The following is a 19,742-nucleotide window of genomic DNA, read 5'->3' on the forward strand; positions in this document are numbered from 1 at the left end:
CACGTTTAACCGTGACAGCCTTTGCAAATCTAACCTTAACTGATCAGCATTGAGCCAAAGGCTCCTTTTTCATCAGTGCTTAATCTCAGGCCAGACGACCGTGGCACTGCTTATACTTTTTACCTGAACCACATGGGCAGGGATCGTTGCGGCCGACTTTGCGTTCGCCACTCTGCTGCGCCAGCGCTTCTGCCGCCAGCGTCTCTTCTTCAACGTGACTCAGTTGCTGCTGCTGGGCCAGACGTTCAGCCTCTTCGCGACGTTGCTGCTCCATCGCTTCAACCTCTTCCGGCATCCGCACCTGCACTTTGCTCAGCGTACTGATCACTTCATATTTCAGTGACTCCAGCATGGCGGCAAACATGGCGAACGACTCACGTTTGTACTCCTGCTTCGGATCTTTCTGCGCGTAACCACGCAGATGGATACCCTGACGCAGGTAGTCCATCGCTGCCAGATGCTCTTTCCACAGCGAATCCAGCGTCTGCAACATCACGCCTTTTTCGAAGTTACGCATCATCTCAGCGCCAACCACCTCTTCTTTGGCGGCATAGTTCTCCATCGCATGCGTCATGATGCGCTCACGTAGCACCTCTTCATGCAGATCCGGCTCTTTATCCAGCCATTCCGCAATCGGCAGGTTAAGATCGAAATCGGTACGCAGACGCTCTTCCAGACCCGGCACATCCCACATCTCTTCCAGTGACTGCGGCGGAATGTAGGTATCGATGGTCGCTTTATAGACGTCATGGCGAATGCTATTGATGGTTTCGCTCACATCCGACACATCCAGCAGTTCGTTACGCTGGCTGTAGATGGCGCGACGCTGATCGTTGGCTACATCATCATATTCCAGCAGCTGCTTACGAATATCGAAGTTACGGCTTTCCACTTTACGTTGCGCGTTGGCAATAGCTTTGGTGACCCACGGGTGCTCAATCGCTTCACCTGGCTTCATCCCCAGTTTACGCATCATGTTTGAGACGCGATCCGAGGCAAAAATACGCATCAGCGCATCTTCCATTGACAGGTAGAAGCGTGAAGAACCGGCATCACCCTGACGACCAGCACGACCACGCAGCTGGTTATCAATACGACGCGATTCGTGACGCTCGGTACCGACAATGTGCAAACCACCGGACGCCAGTACTGCATCATGGCGAATCTGCCATGCGGCTTTGATCTCTTCGATTTGTGCTTCGGTCGGGTTTTCCAGTTCAGCGACTTCAGCGTGCCAGCTGCCGCCGAGCATAATGTCGGTACCACGACCGGCCATGTTGGTGGCGATGGTGACCGCACCAGGCTGACCCGCCTGGGCCACGATCTCCGCTTCGCGGGCGTGGAATTTGGCGTTCAGAACGTTGTGTTTGATACCGGCACGCGTCAGTTCGTTCGATACCACTTCCGATTTTTCAATCGAAATAGTCCCGACCAGTACCGGCTGGCCGTTGGCGGTCCGCTCACGGATATCTTCGATGATCGCATCGATCTTCTCTTTCTCGGTCATGTAGACCAGATCGGCCAGATCTTTACGCACCATCGGGCGGTTGGTCGGCACCACAATGGTGTCGAGCTTGTAGATAGAGCTGAATTCGAACGCTTCGGTGTCTGCCGTACCGGTCATACCGGCCAGTTTTTCGTAAATACGGAAGTAGTTCTGGAAAGTGATAGAGGCCAGCGTCTGGTTCTCGTTCTGGATCTCAACGCCTTCTTTGGCTTCAATCGCCTGATGCAGACCGTCAGACCAGCGACGACCCTGCATGGTACGACCGGTGTGTTCATCCACGATCACCACTTCGCCATCTTTCACGATGTAATCGACATCGCGGGTAAACAGTGCATGGGCGCGCAGTGCCGCGGTAACGTGGTGCATCAGCATGATGTTGGTCGGCGAATAGAGGGATTCGCCCGCTTCCATGATGCCCTGGCTGACCAGCAGCTCTTCCACTTTGACCAGACCGCGTTCAGACATATGCGCCTGACGCGCTTTTTCATCGACCCAGAAGTCGCCTTCACCCTGATAGGTTTCCGTATCTTCTTTATCCTGGCGAACCAGATGCGGGATGATCTTGTTCACTTTGGTGTAGAGCTCAGAACTGTCTTCCGCGGGTCCTGAAATGATCAGTGGCGTACGCGCTTCATCGATCAGGATGGAGTCAACTTCATCCACCAGCGCGTAATGCAGTTTACGCTGCACGCGCTCTTCCGGGCTGAAAGCCATGTTGTCGCGCAGGTAATCGAAGCCATATTCGTTGTTGGTGCCGTAAGTGATGTCAGCCGCGTACGCTTCGCGCTTCGCCACCGCAGGCAGGCCCGACATGTTGATGCCGACGGTCAGGCCGAGGAATTCAAACAGTGGGCGGTTATTCTCGGCATCACGCTGTGCCAGATAGTCATTGACGGTAACGACGTGTACGCCTTTACCCGAGAGCGCATTCAGATAGGCTGGCAGCGTTGCGGTCAGGGTTTTACCTTCACCGGTACGCATCTCCGCGATGCAGCGGTCGTTCAGCACCATACCGCCAATCAGCTGGACGTCGAAGTGACGCATACCGAACACACGCTTACTCGCTTCACGCACGGTAGCAAACGCTTCCGGAATCAGGCTTTCCAGCGTCTCGCCTTTTTTCAGACGTTCGCGGAACAGTTCGGTTTTGCCTTTCAGTTCATCATCAGAGAGCTTTTCAAAGTCCGGCTCCATCTTGTTGATGACGTCTACCACTTTACGCATGCGACGCAGAGTACGATCGTTACTGCTACCAAAAACCTTGGTTAACATTTTGATTAACATAGTAAATATATTCTCAATTCAGCCGGAGCATTCCGGCCTGCAAAATCTAAACAGAGTGAATAAAACCAAAAATATTAGCAGAACAATCGGGCGGGTCCGGCGCGAATACCATGCACGCGGGCATGCCATTCAACCCATGAGCGGGTTGGCGCGGTAAACAGAGGCGGCGTTGAGAGCGTCTGCGGCGCAGCGCGCAGCGCAGAGTGAGATGTCAGTAAATCATGCAGCGAATCGATCAACGCCAGCTTTTGAGCCGCCAGCGGCAACGTCTGCTGTTCCGCCTGCGCCTGGGGCGTGAGCGTGAAAGAGAGGTGGCGAATAACAGTGCGGATGGCGTGCTGGTGCCAGTAGTCGACATTGAAACTGGGACGGCGTGCCGCTTCCTGAAGGCGAATCAGGTGATCAAAGCGCGCGGCGTTACCCATAAACAGGCTACTGGCTGGCGATTCAGACGAGGTATTGAGTTCAGAACTTTGCGCGCAGGCAGGTAAGCCGAGACTGGCCGCGACCATCCCTAACAGGAGATGAGGCCAGAAATAGCGTCTACCTAATTGTCGCCAGCGCAGAAGAATTCCGATCACAACCTTTCCATCGCGCATGCTCTGTTGCGCTTCCGTTTTTGTTCGTCCGCCGCGAGCCGCAGCGGTATTCAGCCTGTAAAAGCGCCAGAGATAGTATCACTAATGTGGGGCATCCACACCTGGGATTAAAGTGGCGGTGCGAGAAATCGCGCGCGATTGTACATCAATTCAGCAAATAAAGCGGTGTGATGCGAGCCGTGTCGCAATAGCCGGGAACGGGAATGAAGGCAATAAAAAAACGGCTGGCGCCGCTGACCGGAGAGGGTGTCAGCATAACCAGCCGTTTCACGTTCTGAGGTAATTAAGCCAGAACCAGATTCGGTGCTTTGAATGCCAGCGGCAGTTCAGCTTCGTCTTCGAAGGTTGCCCATTCCCAGGCTTCCTGCTTAGCCAGAACCGCTTGCAGCAGCTTGTTGTTCAGTGCGTGGCCCGATTTGAACGCAGTAAATGCGCCAATGATGTTATGACCACACATAAACAGGTCGCCGATAGCGTCCAGCATTTTGTGACGGACAAACTCGTCTTCAAAACGCAGGCCTTCTTCATTCAGTACGCGGAAATCATCCAGACCTATCGCACAATCTAAGCTACCGCCCAGGCACAGGCCTTTAGACTGCAGATATTCGATTTCACGCATAAAGCCAAATGTACGCGCCCGGCTGATTTGACGAACAAAGGCGTCAGCAGAGAAGTTCATCGCATAACGCTGCGAGCTGGAATCGATCGCCGGGTGTTTGAAGTCGATGGTGAAGTCGAGCGAGAAACCGTTGTACGGTTTGATCTCGGCCCATTTGTCACCCTCTTCCACACGCACGGTCTGCTTAACGCGCACAAATTTCTTCGCGCTGTTGAGCTGCTCGATACCCGCATCCATCAGCAGATAGATAAACGGTGCTGCGCTGCCATCCATGATCGGGATTTCCGGTGCATCGACTTCAACAATAATGTTATCGATACCCAGACCCGCCAGGGCGGCATTAAGGTGTTCGACCGTTGAAATACGCACGCCTTCATCATTCACCAGGCAGGTACTCAGCATGGTGTCGCGCACGTATTTTGCATCAGCCGGAAAATCTACCGGTGGATTCAAGTCGGTGCGACGATAGATGACCCCGGTATTAGCCGACGCAGGGCGTAATGTCAGGGTGACTTTCTTGCCGGTATGCAAACCGACGCCAGTCGCCTGAACAATACGTTTTAGTGTCCTTTGTTTGATCATCGTATTATCTCGCAATATTACCTTTCCGACCGCCAGTATACTTTACCAGCGGGCAGACACTTTAGCACAAAGAGCGGAGAAACCCAATTATAGGGTTAATCCTAGTCGGCCTGCTTACGCAAAAATGCCGGAATATCAAGGTAGTCTGGCTCTTTGTTCGATTGCGCAGCCTGGTCGTTAACCACTTTGGCCGCCGGTTTCTGCTCCTGCGGCAGCGGTGACATACCGTGCTGCTGATAGCGATGATCCATCACTGGCTGGCTGGCAGGCTTGTTAGTCACCAGCGTAATTTCTGGACGTTTGTCCATGCCGATACCGGTTGCCACCACGGTGACGCGCAGTTCGTCGTTCATTTCCGGATCGAGTGAGGTACCGATTACAACGGTCGCGTTGTCAGAAGCGAAGGCGCGGATAGTGTTACCCACGGTTTCGAACTCATCCAGACGCAGGTCGAAACCAGCCGTAATGTTGACCAGCACGCCGCGCGCGCCAGAGAGGTCGATATCTTCCAGCAGTGGGCTGGAGATCGCCATTTCAGCCGCTTCTTCCGCACGGTCTTCGCCACAGGCAACGCCTGAACCCATCATCGCGTAGCCCATTTCGGACATCACGGTGCGCACGTCAGCGAAGTCGACGTTCATCAGACCCGGACGGGTAATCAGTTCGGCAATACCCTGAACCGCACCTTTCAGCACGTCGTTAGCCGCGCCAAAAGCATCCAGCAGAGAGATACCACGACCCAGAACTTTCAGCAGCTTGTCGTTTGGAATAGTAATCAGTGAATCGACATGCTTAGAGAGTTCCGCGATCCCCTGCTCGGCAAACGCCATGCGCTTTTTGCCTTCGAAGTTGAACGGCTTGGTGACAACAGCAACGGTCAGGATACCGAGATCCTTCGCCACTTCCGCCACCACAGGTGCTGCACCGGTACCGGTACCGCCGCCCATGCCCGCTGCGATAAACACCATGTCTGCCCCTTCCAGCGCAGAACGCAGTGCTTCGCGATCTTCTTCTGCAGAGTTACGGCCGACTTCCGGGTTCGCACCCGCACCCAGACCTTTGGTAATGTTATTACCGATCTGAATCGTCTGGCCGACAGCTGTTTTACGCAGCGCTTGCGCGTCGGTATTCACAGCGAAGAATTCTACACCTTCGATACGCTCGCGTACCATGTGCTCTACGGCGTTACCGCCGCCACCGCCGACGCCGATGACTTTAATCACCGCGTCATTGGTTAATTCCATAGGTTCAAACATGATTTCTCTCCGTTATGTGCCTGTCGCCTGGAGATCACTAAAGAAAACAGCATGATCCCCTTTCACAAAAATTAAAACTCTTTTTTCAACCAACTATTGATGCGCTTGAACCAGTTGCCTACAGAGACCCGTTTTTCGGTCTCGGCATCGCCGTTCATGTGCGACTCTTTGCCGTAATGCAACAGTCCCACCGCGGTGGAGTAGTATGACTCCTGCGCATAGTCAGTTAAGCCGGTAATATTCAGCGGTTGTCCAATGCGCACCTGCGTATGGAATACGCGTTGCGCACAGGCCGCCAGTCCTTCAATTTGCGCCGCACCGCCGGTCAGGACTATGCCCGCGGCCAGGTGGTGCTTCACGCCCTGCTGACGCAGTTGTTCCTGTAACTGCAGAATCTCGTCATTGACCAGATTCAAAAGCTCGGTATAACGCGGCTCAATCACTTCGGCCAGCGTCTGACGTTGCAGGCTGCGCGGTGGACGTCCACCGACGCTTGGCACCTCAACGTTTTCATCTTTGCCGACAATCGATCCCAGCGCGCAACCGTGACGCACTTTGATCGCTTCTGCATCGGTCGGCGGTGTGCCAAAGGCATAGGCGATGTCGCTGGTGACCACGTTGCCTGCATAAGGAATAACCTTAGTGTGCCGTAAAGCGCCGCCGGTATATACGGCAATGTCCATTGTACCGCCACCGATGTCGACAACACAGACACCCAGCTCACGTTCGTCTTCGGTCAGGACCGCAAAACTGGACGCCAGGCCGGCAAAAATCAGTTGGTCAACTTTCAGGCCACAACGTTCAACGGCTTTTACAATATTTTTCGCCATATCGTTGTGGCAGGTGATCAGGTGCACTTTTGCCTGCATGCGCACGCCGGACAGTCCGACCGGGTTTTTGATCCCTTCCTGATAATCGATGGCGTATTCCTGAGGAATAACATGCAGGATGCGATGCTCGTCACGCACACGCACCGACTTAGCGGTATGCACTACGTTCTCCACATCATCCTGAGTCACTTCCTCTTCGGAAATCGGAACCATCCCGATTTCGTTCTGACAACTAATATGTTTGCCCGATAACGCAAGGTAGACGGAGGAAATCTGGCAGTCCGCCATCAGCTCAGCCTGATCGATGGCGCGCTGAACGCATTTCACCACCGACTCAAGGTCATTCACGCCACCTTTATCCATACCGCGGGACGGGCAGCTGCCCACCCCAATAATGTTGACCATACCATCGGGCAGAATTTCCCCAACCAGGGCGGCAACCTTCGCGGTGCCAATTTCGAGTCCAACTACCAGTTTTCTGTCCGTTGCCTTGATCATTGTTGTTTAGCCTGTGCCTGGTTCTGTTGCTGATTACTGTCCTGTGGCTCCATCACGACCGGCGTCCAGCCAACAGAGGCGCCCGAGTCGTATCGTAAATCCACGTAGCTGATACGTTTGCTCTCGTTCTGACCTTGCTGTTGCAGCACCGGGTAGAGCTCAATAAAGCGGTTCAGGCGCTTCATGGTGTCGCTGCGCCCCAGTTCGATGCGCACATCGTCGCTGGTGACCAGCTGCCATGAACGCCGGGCCGTCATCGACGCGACCTTCAGGGTAAACTTTCTCGCCTTCAGGACATCGTCCATGCTGTGAAAACCCGCCAGCACCTCTTTCTCGCTGCCTTCCGGCCCATACAGCATCGGCAGAGTCTCCTTGCCGATATGGTTGGCCGGCACGCTGAAGGAGACGCCATCCGCGTCTACCATGTGCAGATCGTTCCAGCGCGCCACCGGCGTATACTCCACCAGATGTATCTTCAGTTCGTCCGGCCACTGTTTACGCACGCTGACCTGCTTAATCCACGGCAGCCGCTCGATCTGCTGCTGCAGAATATCCACATCCTGCGACATAAAGGTGCCCGGCGCGCCAAGTGACAAAATCGCCTGGCGGATGTCATCGTGGGTGGTGTAATGGGTTTGTCCCGTCACCACCAGTTTCGACAACGGCAGCCGCGATGCATCGTTCATCCACTTCAGCACCACCAGCCCGCCAGAAATCATAATCCCGATTACGATCAGCAAAAAAACGATGCCGAACAGTCGGGCTCCGTTACTGCGCCCGGTGCGTATACGCTCCTGCGGTTCACGGTTTCGAACTCTCATCGCCGCCTGTGACATATCAGTCGGCCAACTCCAGAATATGGGCAACCAGCTGCGCGAAGCTCATTCCGGCCTGTTTCGCTGCCATCGGCACCAGGCTGTGGCTGGTCATTCCCGGTGAGGTATTAGCTTCCAGCAACTGGAAGTTGCCTGCACCGTCGGCCATCACATCCACCCTGCCCCAGCCGCGACAACCCAGCGCATGCCAGGCTGCCAGTACCAGCTGCTGCAATTCCGCTTCACGCGCCGGGCTCAGATCGGCCGGACAGACGTACTGAGTATCGTCAGAAATATATTTTGCTTCATAGTCATAGAACTCGCTGGCGCTCTTTATTTCAATCGACGGCAGGATGCGATCGCCGACAATCGCCACCGTGTACTCCGCACCGCTGAGAAACGCTTCAACCAGCACGTTATCGTCGTGTTGAAACGCCGTCGCCAGCGCGTCAGGCAAATCACTCAGCGTGTTGACCCGGCTGATCCCGACGCTGGAGCCTTCACAGGCGGGCTTGACGAATAAGGGCAGACCCAGCGCCGCGATGGCGGCATCGGTCGTGGTATCCAGTCCGGCATCGAACTGCTGGCGCGTGAGCCAGACAAACTGACCCGACGGCAAGCCGCGTCCCTGCCACAGCAGTTTGGTGCGGAGCTTGTCCATGGTCACTGCGGATGCCATCACGCCGCTGCCGGTATAGGGCAGTTGCAGGAACTCCAGCACCGCCTGCAGCGTGCCATCTTCGCCGCCGCGGCCATGCAGGGCGATAAAGGCTTTGGTAAAGCCCAGCTCTTTTAGTGTCAGCACTGACACATCGCGGGTGTCGACGGCGTGCGCATCAATACCGCTTTCACGCAGTCCGGCCAGTACAGCCTGACCCGACATCAGTGAAACCTCGCGCTCGGCGGATGTACCGCCCATCAATACGGCGACTTTGTCAGCCATGACGGTCCTCCGCTTTGCGTTCCGGCTGCAGTTTGCAGTCCGCCAGCTTGCGGGCGACCTTGCCGACGTTGCCGGCACCCTGCACCAGAATCAGATCGTTGCCAGAGAGCAGTGGCGCCAGCATTTCCGGCAGTGCGTTATGTTCCGGCACCAGAATCGGATCCACTTTGCCGCGATTGCGAACCGCGCGGCACAGCGAGCGGCTGTCCGCGCCTGGAATCGCCGTTTCACCCGCAGAATAGACATCCAGCATCAGCAGCACATCGACCTGCGACAGCACGTTCGCGAAGTCATCAAACAGATCGCGGGTACGGGTGTAGCGATGTGGCTGAAACACCATCACCAGCTTTTTATCCGGCCAGCCGGCGCGCGCCGCTTTGATCGTTGCGTCCACTTCGGTCGGATGATGGCCATAGTCGTCAACCAGCATCGCACTGCCAGTCTGACCGTTAACCGGTTCTGTCGGAAATTCACCCAGCAGATCAAACCGGCGACCGGTGCCCTGGAAACTCTCCAGCGCAGCCAGAATTGCGTTGTCCTCAATGCCCTCTTCGCTGGCTACGGCCACTGCCGCCGCCGCGTTCAGCGCGTTATGACGACCCGGCGCATTCAGGGTTATCTGCAGCAGCGGTTTGTCCTGACGAACCAGGGTAAAGTGCCCTTGCGAGCCGCGCTGATGGTAATTTTCAATGCGGAAGTCGGCGTCATCGCTGAAACCGTAAGTGGTAATTTGACGCCCCACTCGCGGGATCAGGTCGCGGATCACCACATCATCCACACACATCACGGCACGGCCGTAAAACGGCAGGTTGTGCAGGAAGTTAATAAACGTCTGCTTCAGATTCTCGAAGTCACCCTGATAGGTATCCATATGGTCGGCTTCGATGTTGGTGACAATCGCCACCATCGGCTGCAGATGCAGGAACGACGCATCGCTCTCATCCGCTTCCGCAATCAGATAACGGCTGCTGCCCAGACGTGCATGAGTGCCTGCGGCTTTTACCAGGCCGCCGTTAACAAAGGTCGGATCGAGGCCGCCCTCTGCATAAATACTCGATACCATCGCCGTGGTAGTGGTTTTGCCGTGGGTGCCGGCAACGGCAATGCCATGACGGAAACGCATCAGCTCGGCCAGCATTTCGGCCCGGCGGATCACCGGGATACGCTGCTCGCGCGCCGCCACCAGCTCAGGGTTGTCCTGCGCAACGGCGCTGGAGACCACCACCACACTGGCGTCGGTGACATTTTCAGGGCGATGGTTGAAATAAATGGTGGCACCCAGCGCAATCAGGTTCTGGGTCACCGGGTTAGGGGCCAGATCTGAACCACTGATATGGTAGCCTTCATTTGCTAACACTTCGGCAATACCGCCCATGCCTGCACCGCCGATGCCGACAAAGTGGATGTGCCGGACGCGACGCATCTCGGGCACGATAGTTCGCAGTTTTGCCAATTGTTGTGTATTCATCGCTCTCAATTACCTGCTCTTTCAGTTTGTGCTCAACCTGAGCACGGGTCAGACGCGCTGACCGGAATGATTACTTTGCGGCGCGAGCCACTTCCTGCGCGACCCGATCGGTCGCATCGGGAATCGCAACCTGACGGGCCTGTTCAGCCATCGTCAGTAACGTCGGGCGATCCCAGTGGCGCAGCAGATCCGCAACCGCCTCCGCCGTAAACTGCGGCTGCTCAAAAATTCGGGCCGCGCCGGCTTTTTCCAGCGGCAGCGCGTTCCAGTACTGCTGGCGATCTTTGTGCTGAAACGGCACGAAAATCGCGGGTAATCCTGCGGCGGCGACTTCGCTCACCGTTAAGGCACCGGAGCGACAGACCACCACATCAGCCCAGGCATAGGCGGCGGCCATATCATCAATAAACTCGGTGACCTTGTGCTGGGGCTGACCCGCCTGCTGATAGGCTTTTTCCACCACCGGCAAGCCGCCTTTACCGGTCTGGTGCCACAGCGTGATCGCCTCGCCCAGCTCCGCAGCAACCTGCGGCAGTGTCTGGTTGAGTACCCGCGCGCCCTGACTGCCGCCAATCACCAGTACCCGGATCGGACCCGTGCGACCGGCCAGACGCTCAGCCGGCAGCGGCAGAGCCAGCACATCGGTACGCACCGGATTGCCGACCACATCAGCTCGGGGAAAGGCACCGGGAAACGCCTGCAGCACTTTGGTGGCGATCTTCGCCAGCCACTTGTTGGTCAGGCCGGCAATGCCGTTCTGCTCATGCAGCACCACCGGGATGCCACAGCTCCAGGCCGCTAAACCGCCGGGTCCGGAAACATAGCCGCCCATTCCTAACACCACATCCGGTTGCCAGGCTTTCATGATGCGGCGCGCCTGACGCCAGGCGTTAAAGATGCGCAGCGGAGCCAGCAGTAACGCCTTAAAGCCTTTGCCACGTAGTCCGCTGATGCGGATAAAATCGATGTCGATGCCGTGCTTTGGCACTAAATCCGCTTCCATACGGTCGGCGGTGCCTAACCAGCGGACCTGCCAGCCCTGTTCCATCAGATGATGGGCGACAGCCAGACCGGGAAAGACATGCCCACCGGTTCCGCCCGCCATCACCATCAATCGCTTACTGCTCATCGACCACCTCGGGTAAACGCCTGCGCTTTTGCCAGTCGCGTTTCATAATCTATGCGTAACAAAAAGACGATGGCGGTCGACATGATAATCAGACTCGACCCGCCATAACTGATCAGTGGCAGCGTCAGACCTTTGGTCGGTAACATACCGGCTGCCGCGCCGACGTTGACCAGCGCCTGGAAGCTAAACCAGACACCGATTGAACAGGCCAGAAAGCCGGAAAAACGCTGATCCAGCTCCAGGGCACGGCGGCCAATCGACATCGCACGAAAAGCGACGAAGAATACCATTAACAGCGCCATAACCACACCGATGTAGCCGAGTTCTTCACCGATAATCGAGAAAATAAAGTCGGTGTGTGCTTCCGGCAGATATTCCAGTTTCTGCACCGAGTTACCCAGCCCCTGGCCCCAGAATTCACCGCGACCAAACGCCATCAGCGACTGAGTCAGCTGGTAGCCGCTGCCAAACGGATCTTCCCACGGGTTCCAGAAGGAGGTGACGCGGCGCATACGGTACGGTTCCGCGATGATCAACAGCACCACAGCAAAGATGCCGGAGCCGATAATCGCCAGGAACTGCCACAGCTTGGCCCCCGCCAGGAACAGCATCGCCAGTGTGGTCACGAACAGCACCACCACGGTACCGAGGTCCGGCTGCGCCAGCAGCAGCACTGCCAGCACCACCATCACGCCCATCGGCTTACAGAAGCCCCAGAAGTTGTTACGCACCTCTTCCACTTTGCGCACCAGATAGCTGGCGAGATAGCAGAACAGGGTTAACTTGGAGAGTTCTGCTGGCTGAATACGCAGCGGTCCGAGCGCGATCCAGCGCGACGCGCCGTTAACCGAGCTACCCACTACCAGTACAATCAGCAGCATCGCCACCGAGGCCATCAGCATGACGTTGCTGTAGCGCTGCCAGAAATCCATCGGCACCCGCAGCGTCACCAGCGCCATGCCGATTGCCAGCGCGATATAAAACGCATCACGCTTGGCGAAGTAAAACGGATCGTCATTAAGACGCTGACCCACCGGCATAGAGGCGGAAGTCACCATCACAAAACCAATTACCGCCAGGCCGAGCGTCAGCCACAGCAGCGTGCGGTCATACAGCACCAGCGAGGTGTCATCGCTTTCGCGCGCCCCCATCACCCAATCCTGCAGGCGGCCTGAGAAGAAACGCGCCAGTCCGGCGCCAGGAATACGCATCAGCTCAGCTCCTTCACCAGTTGCGCGAACTGTTCGCCACGCTGCTCAAAATTACGGAACTGATCGAGACTGGCGCAGGCCGGTGACAACAGCACCATGTCGCCTGACTTCACCTGCGGGGCGATCTGCTCCATCGCCTCACGCAGCGTTTCGGTGCGTACGGCAATCTCCGGACGCAGCGCGGCCAGCGCATCGCCATCACGGCCAAAGCAGTAGATCCGCAGATTATCGCCCTGCAGATAAGGCGTCAGCGGGGAGAAATCGGCTGATTTGCCGTCGCCGCCCAGCAGCAGCCATAAGGTGCCGCTGACCTGCAGGCCATTCAGCGCGGCTTCGGTGCTGCCGACGTTGGTGGCTTTGGAGTCATTGATCCAGCGCACGCCCTGATGTTCATGTACCAGCTGGAAGCGATGCGCAAGACCGTTGAAGCTGGTGAGCGCCGCCAGGCTGGAGGCGCGTGGCAGGCCGACCGCATCGGCCAGCGCCAGCGCAGCCAGCGCATTGGTATAGTTATGTTGCCCCACCAGCTTCATTTCAGCGGTGTTCAGCACCTTCTCGCCCTTCACCCGCAGCCAGACGCTGCCCTGCTGCTTGTTGAGGTGATAGTCACCAAAGTCGATACCAAAGCTGATGCAGCGCGCATCCGCGCCACGAACCGGCATGGTCAGGGCATCATCGGCATTGACCACACAGACCTGCGCATTTTCATAGATGCGCAGCTTGGCGGCGCGATACTGCTGCATACCGAGCGGATAGCGATCCATGTGATCTTCGGTGACGTTAAGCACGGTCGCCGCCGCCGCTTTCAGGCTGTGGGTAGTCTCAAGCTGGAAGCTGGAGAGCTCCAGCACATAGAGTTGCGCCGGCGATTGCAGCAGGCTCAGCGCCGGCAGACCAATATTCCCGCCTACGCCCACCTGCCAGCCAGCGGCTTTCGCCATCTCGCCGACCAGCGTGGTGACGGTGCTTTTGCCGTTGGAGCCGGTAATCGCCACAATCGGTGCCTGCGCTTCACGGCAGAACAGCTCGATATCACCGACGATTTCAATCCCGGCGTCGACCGCCTCGCTGAGAATCGGATGCGCCAGCGCGACGCCCGGGCTGGCGACAATCAGGTCAGCATCCAGCAGCCAGTCAGCATTAATGCCGCCCAGATGGCGTTCCACCTGCGCTGGCAATTTCTCCAGCCCCGGCGGCGACACACGGGTGTCCATCACGCGAGGCGTTACGCCCTGCGCTAAAAAGAAATCAACACAGGAGAGACCGGTGAGGCCTAACCCGATGATGACGACTTTTCTACCCCGATAGTCAGCCATGATTAACGCACCTTCAGCGTGGCCAGGCCAATCAGCACCAGCATTAGCGAAATAATCCAGAAGCGCACAATGACGCGCGGTTCCGGCCAGCCCTTCAGTTCATAGTGGTGATGGATCGGCGCCATGCGGAAAATACGCTGGCCGCGCAACTTAAACGATCCCACCTGCAGGATCACCGACAGCGTTTCAACCACAAATACGCCGCCCATGATCACCAGTAAAAACTCCTGACGCAGCAACACCGCAATGGTGCCCAGCGCGCCGCCTAACGCCAGCGATCCCACATCGCCCATAAAGACCTGGGCTGGATAGGTGTTGAACCACAGGAACCCCAGCCCTGCCCCGACGATGGCGGTACAGACGATCACCAGCTCACCGGCATGACGCAGATAAGGAATGTGCAGGTACTCAGCAAACTTCACGTTACCGGTTGCCCAGGCGACCAGCGCGAAGCCCGCCGCGACAAATACCGTCGGCATAATCGCCAGCCCATCAAGACCATCGGTGAGGTTGACGGCGTTGCCGGTACCGACAATCACAAAGTAGGCCAGCACCACATAGAACAGACCAAGCTGCGGCATGATGTCTTTGAAAAACGGCACCACCAGCTGCGTGGCGGGCGTATCTTTTCCCGCCACATAAAGCGCAAACGCAACGCCCAGCGAAATCACCGACATCCAGAAATATTTCCAGCGGGCGATCAGGCCTTTGGTGTCTTTGCGCACCACCTTGCGGTAGTCGTCGACAAAACCGATGATGCCGAATCCGATCAGAACCACCAGCACGCACCAGACATACGGGTTAGACGGGTAAGCCCACATCAGCACCGAGATGGTAATAGAGGTGAGGATCATGATGCCGCCCATGGTCGGCGTACCGCGCTTACTGAAGTGCGATTCCGGGCCATCGTTACGCACCACCTGGCCAATCTGCAATTTTTGCAGCCAGGCAATCAGGCGCGGTCCCATCCACAGCGAGATAAATAACGCGGTCAGCAGGCTGACAATGGCGCGAAACGTCAGATACGAAAAGACGTTAAAGCCGGAATAAAAAGCGACCAGATGCTCGGCCAGCCAAACTAACATGTTCCTTTCTCCTGTAAGCTCTGTACTACCTGCTCCATGGCGGCACTACGCGAACCCTTAATCAAGACAGTCATTTCTTTGTGTTCGGACAACAGCTGACGCAAACGTTCAGTCAGCGCAGTTTTATCGCTGAAATGTTCGCCAGCACCACTGCTCTCGCTGATCAATTGACTCACGCTACCCACGCTCAGTACCCGATCGATACCCGCGGCACGCGCCGCCAGTCCGACTTCACGGTGACACTGCTCGCTCTCATCACCCAGTTCCGCCATATCGCCGGTCACCATCACCCGGTAACCCGGCATTTCTGACAACACCTGGGCCGCGGCGGTCATCGATCCGACGTTGGCGTTATAGCTGTCATCCAGCAGCAGCTGGTGCGCATTTAAGCGTATCGGGAATAAACGCCCCGGTACCGACTGCAAGGTTTTCAGACCCTGCTGGACCGCGCTCAGCGGCGCATCAACCGACAGCGCCAGGGCCGCGGCGGCCAGCGCGTTGGCAATGTTATGCCGTCCCGGTAGCGGCAGCGTAATCGCCACTTCACCGCGCGGCGTGACCATCACAAAATGGGTGCCATCCTGCGCAATGGTGATGTCGCGGGCAGCGAAGTCACATCCCGCCGCGTCAGGCGAGAAGCGCCAGACCGTCTGGCCCTGCAGATGTGCCTGCCAGTTCGGCCAGTCGTTGCTATCCGCGTTGAGGATTGCCGTGCCGTTGGCGGGCAAGCCCATAAAAATCTCGCCTTTAGCTTTGGCGACACCGGCCAGCGAACCAAAGCCTTCCAGATGCGCCGCCGCCAGGTTATTCACCAGCGCACTTTCCGGCCGCACCAGATCGGTGGTGTAGGCGATTTCGCCCTGATGATTGGCACCCAGCTCAATCACCGCATACTCATGGTCTGTCGTCAGACGCAGCAGCGTCATCGGAACACCAAAATCGTTATTCAGGTTACCGGCGGTATAGAGCGTTTCACCACACTGACGCAGGATCGACGCGGTCATCTCTTTAACCGAGGTTTTACCGGATGAACCGGTCAGTGCCACCACGCGGGCGGTCGACTGCTGACGAACCCAGGCCGCCAGCTTGCCAAAACCGAGTCGGGTGTCGGCAACCACCACCTGAGGGACCGCGACGGGTAAATGCTTACTCACCAGCAATGCCTGCGCGCCGTTAGCAATCGCGTCGCCGACGAAGTCATGGGCATCGAAACGCTCACCCACAATCGCGATAAACAGGCTGCCCGCCGTCACCTTGCGGGTGTCGGTGGTGACGTCAGTTACGGTTAAATCACTGCCATACAGCGTGCCGCCGGTGATTTCCGCGAGCGTATGTAAGGAGACCGGAATCATGCCGCGCCTCCCAGCAGCGCCGCTACCGTGGCGCGATCGGAGTAGTCCAGCCGGCGATTGCCGATGATCTGGTAATCTTCGTGACCTTTACCCGCCACCAGCACAATATCTTCCGGCTTCGCCTGCATAATGGTGCTGGTGACCGCCTGCGCGCGGCCCGCAACGACGCGGGCACGGCCTGGGTCCAGCAAGCCGGTCAGAATGTCCTGCACAATTGCCTGCGGATCTTCACTGCGTGGATTGTCGTCGGTGATCACCACCCGATCGGCGAACTGCTCAGCGATGGCCCCCATCAATGGACGTTTGCCTTTGTCGCGATCGCCGCCGCAGCCAAACAGGCACCACAGCTGACCTTTGCAGTGCAGCCGCGCCGCTTCCAGCGCTTTTTCCAGCGCATCCGGCGTATGGGCATAATCCACCACCACCGTTGGTTTGCCGGCAGCGCTGAACACTTCCATCCGGCCATTGACCGGCTGTAACTGCGGCGCGGTGTTGATCAGCGCATCAAGCGGATAGTCGAGCGCCAGCAGCGTCGCCAGCGCCAGCAGTAAATTGCTGACGTTGAACGCGCCCATCAGACGGCTGTCGATTTCGCCTTCGCCCCAGCTGGAGCTGAAACGGATATGCGCGCCGTTATCGTGATACTGCACCGCGTCGGCTTTCAGCCAGCGACCGTGACAGCCAGGCTGTAAATTATTTTCCATCGTTACGGCGACCGCATCAGGCAGATTTGCCAGCCAGCGACGGCCGACTTCATCATCGGCGTTCAGAATCGCCTGTCCGACCTGATGCTCAGAGAACAGCAGCCATTTAGCGGACTCATAACGCTGCATATCACCGTGGTAATCGAGGTGATCGCGACTGAGATTGGTAAACACAGCGGCTGCAAACGGCAGCGCCGCCACACGATGCTGCACCAGCCCGTGCGACGAGACTTCCATCGCAGTCAGCGTAGCGCCCTGTTCTGCCAGATCGTGCAGCAGATGCTGCACATCGACCGCCGAGCCGGTGGTGTTTTCAGCCGGGATAAGCTGACCGATCAATCCGTTACCTACTGTACCCATGACCGCACTGGTTTCGCCCAGCAGGCTGGCCCACTGCGCCAGCAGCTGGGTAGTAGTGGTTTTACCGTTGGTGCCGGTGACGCCAATCAGCGTCTGTTTTTCACCCGGCTGCTGGTAAAAACGGCCAGCCAGTGCCGAAAGACGCTGATGCAGCTGCGTCAGATAGATAACCGGTACGCCGTGCATTTCACGGATTTCGCCGTCGGCCGCCTCTCCTTCCGCTTCCGCGATCACGGCGGCTACGCCCTGTGCAATCGCCTGCGGAATGAAACGGCGTCCATCGGCCTGATGGCCTGCAACAGCGACAAACAGATCGCCGGATGCCGCAATACGGCTATCCAGTGTCATGTCACGCAGTGGACGCGCCGGCGCGCCTGGCACCCAGGGGCTGAGTAAGTCGCGCAGGTTACGATCTGTCACTTGATTCCTCACTTCTGTTAGTCACCAACTCGTTCTTGTCATTGGTCGGTAACGCATCCGGCTCGATGTTCATGGTGCGTAATACGCCGCCCATGATGGCACCAAACACCGGCGCAGAGACCGCACCACCGTAATACTTGCCGGCCTGGGGATCGTTGATCACCACCACCAGCGCGAATCGAGGATGACTGGCAGGCGCGACACCTGCGGTATAAGCAATGTATTTATTGACGTAGCGTCCATCCGGCCCGACCTTTTTCGCCGTACCGGTTTTGATCGCGATGCGATAGCCTTTAATCGCCGCTTTAACACCACCGCCACCGGGCAGCGCCACGCTTTCCATCATATGCATCACGGTTTTAACCAGTGACTCATCGAAAACGCGTTGTCCCGCGACCGGCGGATCGACTTTGGTAATCGACAGCGGGCGATTAATGCCATAGCTGCCAATGGTTGCGTAGACTCGCGCTAACTGTAACGGCGTTACCATTAGCCCGTAGCCGAAAGAGAAGGTGGCCCTCTCTATGTCAGACCACCGTTGTTTTTGAGGGTATAAGCCACTGCTTTCCCCGACCAGCCCCAAATTGGTCGGTTTGCCCAGTCCAAAGCGCGCGTAAGTATCTACCAGCGCTGAGGATGGCATCGCTAACGCCAGACGTGAAACCCCGACGTTACTCGACTTCTGTAAGACCCCTGTCAGGGTCAGTTCGCTGTAGCGCGCCACATCTTTGATCTCATGACCATTAATGCGGTACGGCACGGTATTCAGTACGCTGTTCTCTTTAACCACGCCGCGTTGCAGTGCGGTCATTACCACCATGGGCTTGACGGTAGAGCCAGGTTCAAAGATGTCGGTGATGGCGCGGTTACGCATCAGATCTTTTGGCGTGTTGCTGAGGTTGTTCGGGTTGTACGCCGGGCTGTTGGCCATCGCCAGCACTTCACCGGTATTCACATCCACCAGCACTGCCGTGCCCGATTCCGCTTTGTTAAAGGCCACCGCGTTGTTCAGTTCGCGATAGACCAGCGCCTGCAAGCGCTCATCAATACTCAGCGTCAGGTTATGCGCGGCGCGACTGTCGACCGAGGAGATATCTTCAATCACCCGGCCAAAACGATCTTTACGCACCGTACGTTCGCCCGGTGCGCCGGTCAGCCACTTATCGAAACTTTTCTCAACGCCTTCAATGCCCTGACCGTCGATGTTGGTAAAACCAATCAGATGGGACGTGACCTGTCCGGCCGGATAGTAGCGACGCGACTCTTCGCGCAGATGGATACCGGGCAGCTTGAGTTTTTTGACATATTCGCCAATAGCCGGATTGACCTGGCGCGCCAGATAGACAAAGCGGCCTTTCGGATTGGCGTTTACTCGTGCGGCCAGCTGGTCGAGAGGAATGGAGAGCGCATCTGACAGCGCCTTCCAGCGGCTGTCCAGCGTCACGCCACCCCCGGCATGAAGTTCTTTAGGATCGGCCCAGATGGCGTTAACCGGCACGCTCACCGCCAGCGGACGGCCAGCGCGATCGCTGATCATGCCGCGCGAGGTCGGCACCGCCTGCACGCGCAGCGAGCGCAGATCGCCCTCTTTCACCAGCTTGTCAGGGTTAATAACCTGCAGCCAGGCCACACGCGACAGTAAGCCTCCCAGCGCCAGCAAAATACAGCCGCACAGCAACGCAAAACGCCAGCTTACAAAGCTGGCTTTATCTTCCGGTTTCTTCAACTTCAGCGTTCTGCCTGCGCCGCTCATTCGCTATCTGA

At 57.2% G+C, this 19,742-nt stretch carries 15 protein-coding genes; all 15 read right to left on the reverse strand.

What is annotated here, in order from left to right:
• Positions 1 to 85: 85 nt before the first annotated feature.
• The 15 genes from secA to LZU96_RS16940 all read right to left on the reverse strand — a co-directional run bounded on the left by secA (position 86) and on the right by LZU96_RS16940 (position 19,731).
• On the reverse strand, positions 86 to 2,791 hold the full coding sequence (gene secA / locus LZU96_RS16870) for a preprotein translocase subunit SecA (protein ID WP_233985300.1): 2,706 nt from the start codon (positions 2,789 to 2,791) through the stop codon (positions 86 to 88).
• A gap of 74 nt (positions 2,792 to 2,865) precedes the next feature.
• Positions 2,866 to 3,372 (reverse strand): secA translation cis-regulator SecM, encoded by a 507-nt coding sequence (gene secM / locus LZU96_RS16875; RefSeq protein WP_233985301.1) that lies wholly within the window; start codon positions 3,370 to 3,372, stop codon positions 2,866 to 2,868.
• A 301-nt stretch (positions 3,373 to 3,673) separates the two neighbouring features.
• A complete protein-coding gene (lpxC, locus tag LZU96_RS16880; RefSeq protein WP_031376704.1) occupies positions 3,674 to 4,591 on the reverse strand; it encodes a UDP-3-O-acyl-N-acetylglucosamine deacetylase in 918 nt (305 codons plus the stop codon).
• Between the two features lie 101 nt (positions 4,592 to 4,692).
• Positions 4,693 to 5,847: a cell division protein FtsZ gene (ftsZ, locus tag LZU96_RS16885; RefSeq protein ID WP_009092127.1), complete on the reverse strand. Its 1,155-nt coding sequence runs from the start codon at positions 5,845 to 5,847 to the stop codon at positions 4,693 to 4,695.
• A 71-nt stretch (positions 5,848 to 5,918) separates the two neighbouring features.
• Positions 5,919 to 7,175: a cell division protein FtsA gene (gene ftsA, locus LZU96_RS16890; RefSeq protein WP_003854739.1), complete on the reverse strand. Its 1,257-nt coding sequence runs from the start codon at positions 7,173 to 7,175 to the stop codon at positions 5,919 to 5,921.
• Positions 7,172 to 8,011: a cell division protein FtsQ gene (gene ftsQ, locus LZU96_RS16895; protein ID WP_233985302.1), complete on the reverse strand. Its 840-nt coding sequence runs from the start codon at positions 8,009 to 8,011 to the stop codon at positions 7,172 to 7,174. The genes ftsA and ftsQ overlap by 4 nt, the downstream gene beginning before the upstream one ends.
• Position 8,012: 1 nt before the next feature.
• On the reverse strand, positions 8,013 to 8,933 hold the full coding sequence (locus tag LZU96_RS16900; protein WP_233985303.1) for a D-alanine--D-alanine ligase: 921 nt from the start codon (positions 8,931 to 8,933) through the stop codon (positions 8,013 to 8,015).
• Positions 8,926 to 10,401 carry a UDP-N-acetylmuramate--L-alanine ligase gene (gene murC, locus LZU96_RS16905; RefSeq protein WP_233985304.1) on the reverse strand — a complete coding sequence of 492 codons (1,476 nt, stop codon included), beginning with the start codon at positions 10,399 to 10,401 and terminating at the stop codon, positions 8,926 to 8,928. The genes LZU96_RS16900 and murC overlap by 8 nt, the downstream gene beginning before the upstream one ends.
• 70 nt (positions 10,402 to 10,471) lie before the next feature.
• Complete coding sequence (gene murG / locus LZU96_RS16910) at positions 10,472 to 11,530, reverse strand: undecaprenyldiphospho-muramoylpentapeptide beta-N-acetylglucosaminyltransferase (RefSeq protein ID WP_233985305.1); 1,059 nt, start codon at positions 11,528 to 11,530, stop codon at positions 10,472 to 10,474.
• Positions 11,527 to 12,741, reverse strand: coding sequence for a cell division protein FtsW (gene ftsW, locus LZU96_RS16915; RefSeq protein ID WP_233985306.1), 1,215 nt, complete (start codon positions 12,739 to 12,741; stop codon positions 11,527 to 11,529). Before ftsW ends, murG begins: the two co-directional genes overlap by 4 nt.
• Positions 12,741 to 14,057, reverse strand: coding sequence for a UDP-N-acetylmuramoyl-L-alanine--D-glutamate ligase (murD, locus tag LZU96_RS16920; protein WP_233985307.1), 1,317 nt, complete (start codon positions 14,055 to 14,057; stop codon positions 12,741 to 12,743). Before murD ends, ftsW begins: the two co-directional genes overlap by 1 nt.
• Before the next feature lie 2 nt (positions 14,058 to 14,059).
• Complete coding sequence (gene mraY / locus LZU96_RS16925) at positions 14,060 to 15,142, reverse strand: phospho-N-acetylmuramoyl-pentapeptide-transferase (RefSeq protein WP_094119262.1); 1,083 nt, start codon at positions 15,140 to 15,142, stop codon at positions 14,060 to 14,062.
• Positions 15,136 to 16,494 (reverse strand): UDP-N-acetylmuramoyl-tripeptide--D-alanyl-D-alanine ligase, encoded by a 1,359-nt coding sequence (murF, locus tag LZU96_RS16930; protein WP_233985308.1) that lies wholly within the window; start codon positions 16,492 to 16,494, stop codon positions 15,136 to 15,138. Before murF ends, mraY begins: the two co-directional genes overlap by 7 nt.
• Positions 16,491 to 17,978, reverse strand: coding sequence for a UDP-N-acetylmuramoyl-L-alanyl-D-glutamate--2,6-diaminopimelate ligase (murE, locus tag LZU96_RS16935; RefSeq protein ID WP_233985309.1), 1,488 nt, complete (start codon positions 17,976 to 17,978; stop codon positions 16,491 to 16,493). Before murE ends, murF begins: the two co-directional genes overlap by 4 nt.
• The gene (locus LZU96_RS16940) at positions 17,965 to 19,731 is read right to left on the reverse strand and encodes a peptidoglycan glycosyltransferase FtsI (protein WP_094119259.1); all 1,767 of its coding nucleotides are present in this window, start codon (positions 19,729 to 19,731) and stop codon (positions 17,965 to 17,967) included. Before LZU96_RS16940 ends, murE begins: the two co-directional genes overlap by 14 nt.
• Positions 19,732 to 19,742: the final 11 nt, after the last annotated feature.

Source organism: Pantoea agglomerans (assembly GCF_021397715.1).
In the GTDB taxonomy this organism is placed as follows: Bacteria; Pseudomonadota; Gammaproteobacteria; order Enterobacterales; family Enterobacteriaceae; genus Pantoea; species Pantoea astica.

Bases quoted from the DNA above. Each gene is read 5' to 3' on its own strand.
- secA (WP_233985300.1), bottom strand. From the start codon at position 2,791: ATGTTAATCAAAATGTTAACCAAGGTTTTTGGTAGCAGTAACGATCGT.
- lpxC (WP_031376704.1), bottom strand. From the start codon at position 4,591: ATGATCAAACAAAGGACACTAAAACGTATTGTTCAGGCGACTGGCGTC.
- ftsZ (WP_009092127.1), bottom strand. From the start codon at position 5,847: ATGTTTGAACCTATGGAATTAACCAATGACGCGGTGATTAAAGTCATC.
- ftsA (WP_003854739.1), bottom strand. From the start codon at position 7,175: ATGATCAAGGCAACGGACAGAAAACTGGTAGTTGGACTCGAAATTGGC.
- ftsQ (WP_233985302.1), bottom strand. From the start codon at position 8,011: ATGTCACAGGCGGCGATGAGAGTTCGAAACCGTGAACCGCAGGAGCGT.
- LZU96_RS16900 (WP_233985303.1), bottom strand. From the start codon at position 8,933: ATGGCTGACAAAGTCGCCGTATTGATGGGCGGTACATCCGCCGAGCGC.
- murC (WP_233985304.1), bottom strand. From the start codon at position 10,401: ATGAATACACAACAATTGGCAAAACTGCGAACTATCGTGCCCGAGATG.
- murG (WP_233985305.1), bottom strand. From the start codon at position 11,530: ATGAGCAGTAAGCGATTGATGGTGATGGCGGGCGGAACCGGTGGGCAT.
- ftsW (WP_233985306.1), bottom strand. From the start codon at position 12,741: ATGCGTATTCCTGGCGCCGGACTGGCGCGTTTCTTCTCAGGCCGCCTG.
- murD (WP_233985307.1), bottom strand. From the start codon at position 14,057: ATGGCTGACTATCGGGGTAGAAAAGTCGTCATCATCGGGTTAGGCCTC.
- mraY (WP_094119262.1), bottom strand. From the start codon at position 15,142: ATGTTAGTTTGGCTGGCCGAGCATCTGGTCGCTTTTTATTCCGGCTTT.
- murF (WP_233985308.1), bottom strand. From the start codon at position 16,494: ATGATTCCGGTCTCCTTACATACGCTCGCGGAAATCACCGGCGGCACG.
- LZU96_RS16940 (WP_094119259.1), bottom strand. From the start codon at position 19,731: ATGAGCGGCGCAGGCAGAACGCTGAAGTTGAAGAAACCGGAAGATAAA.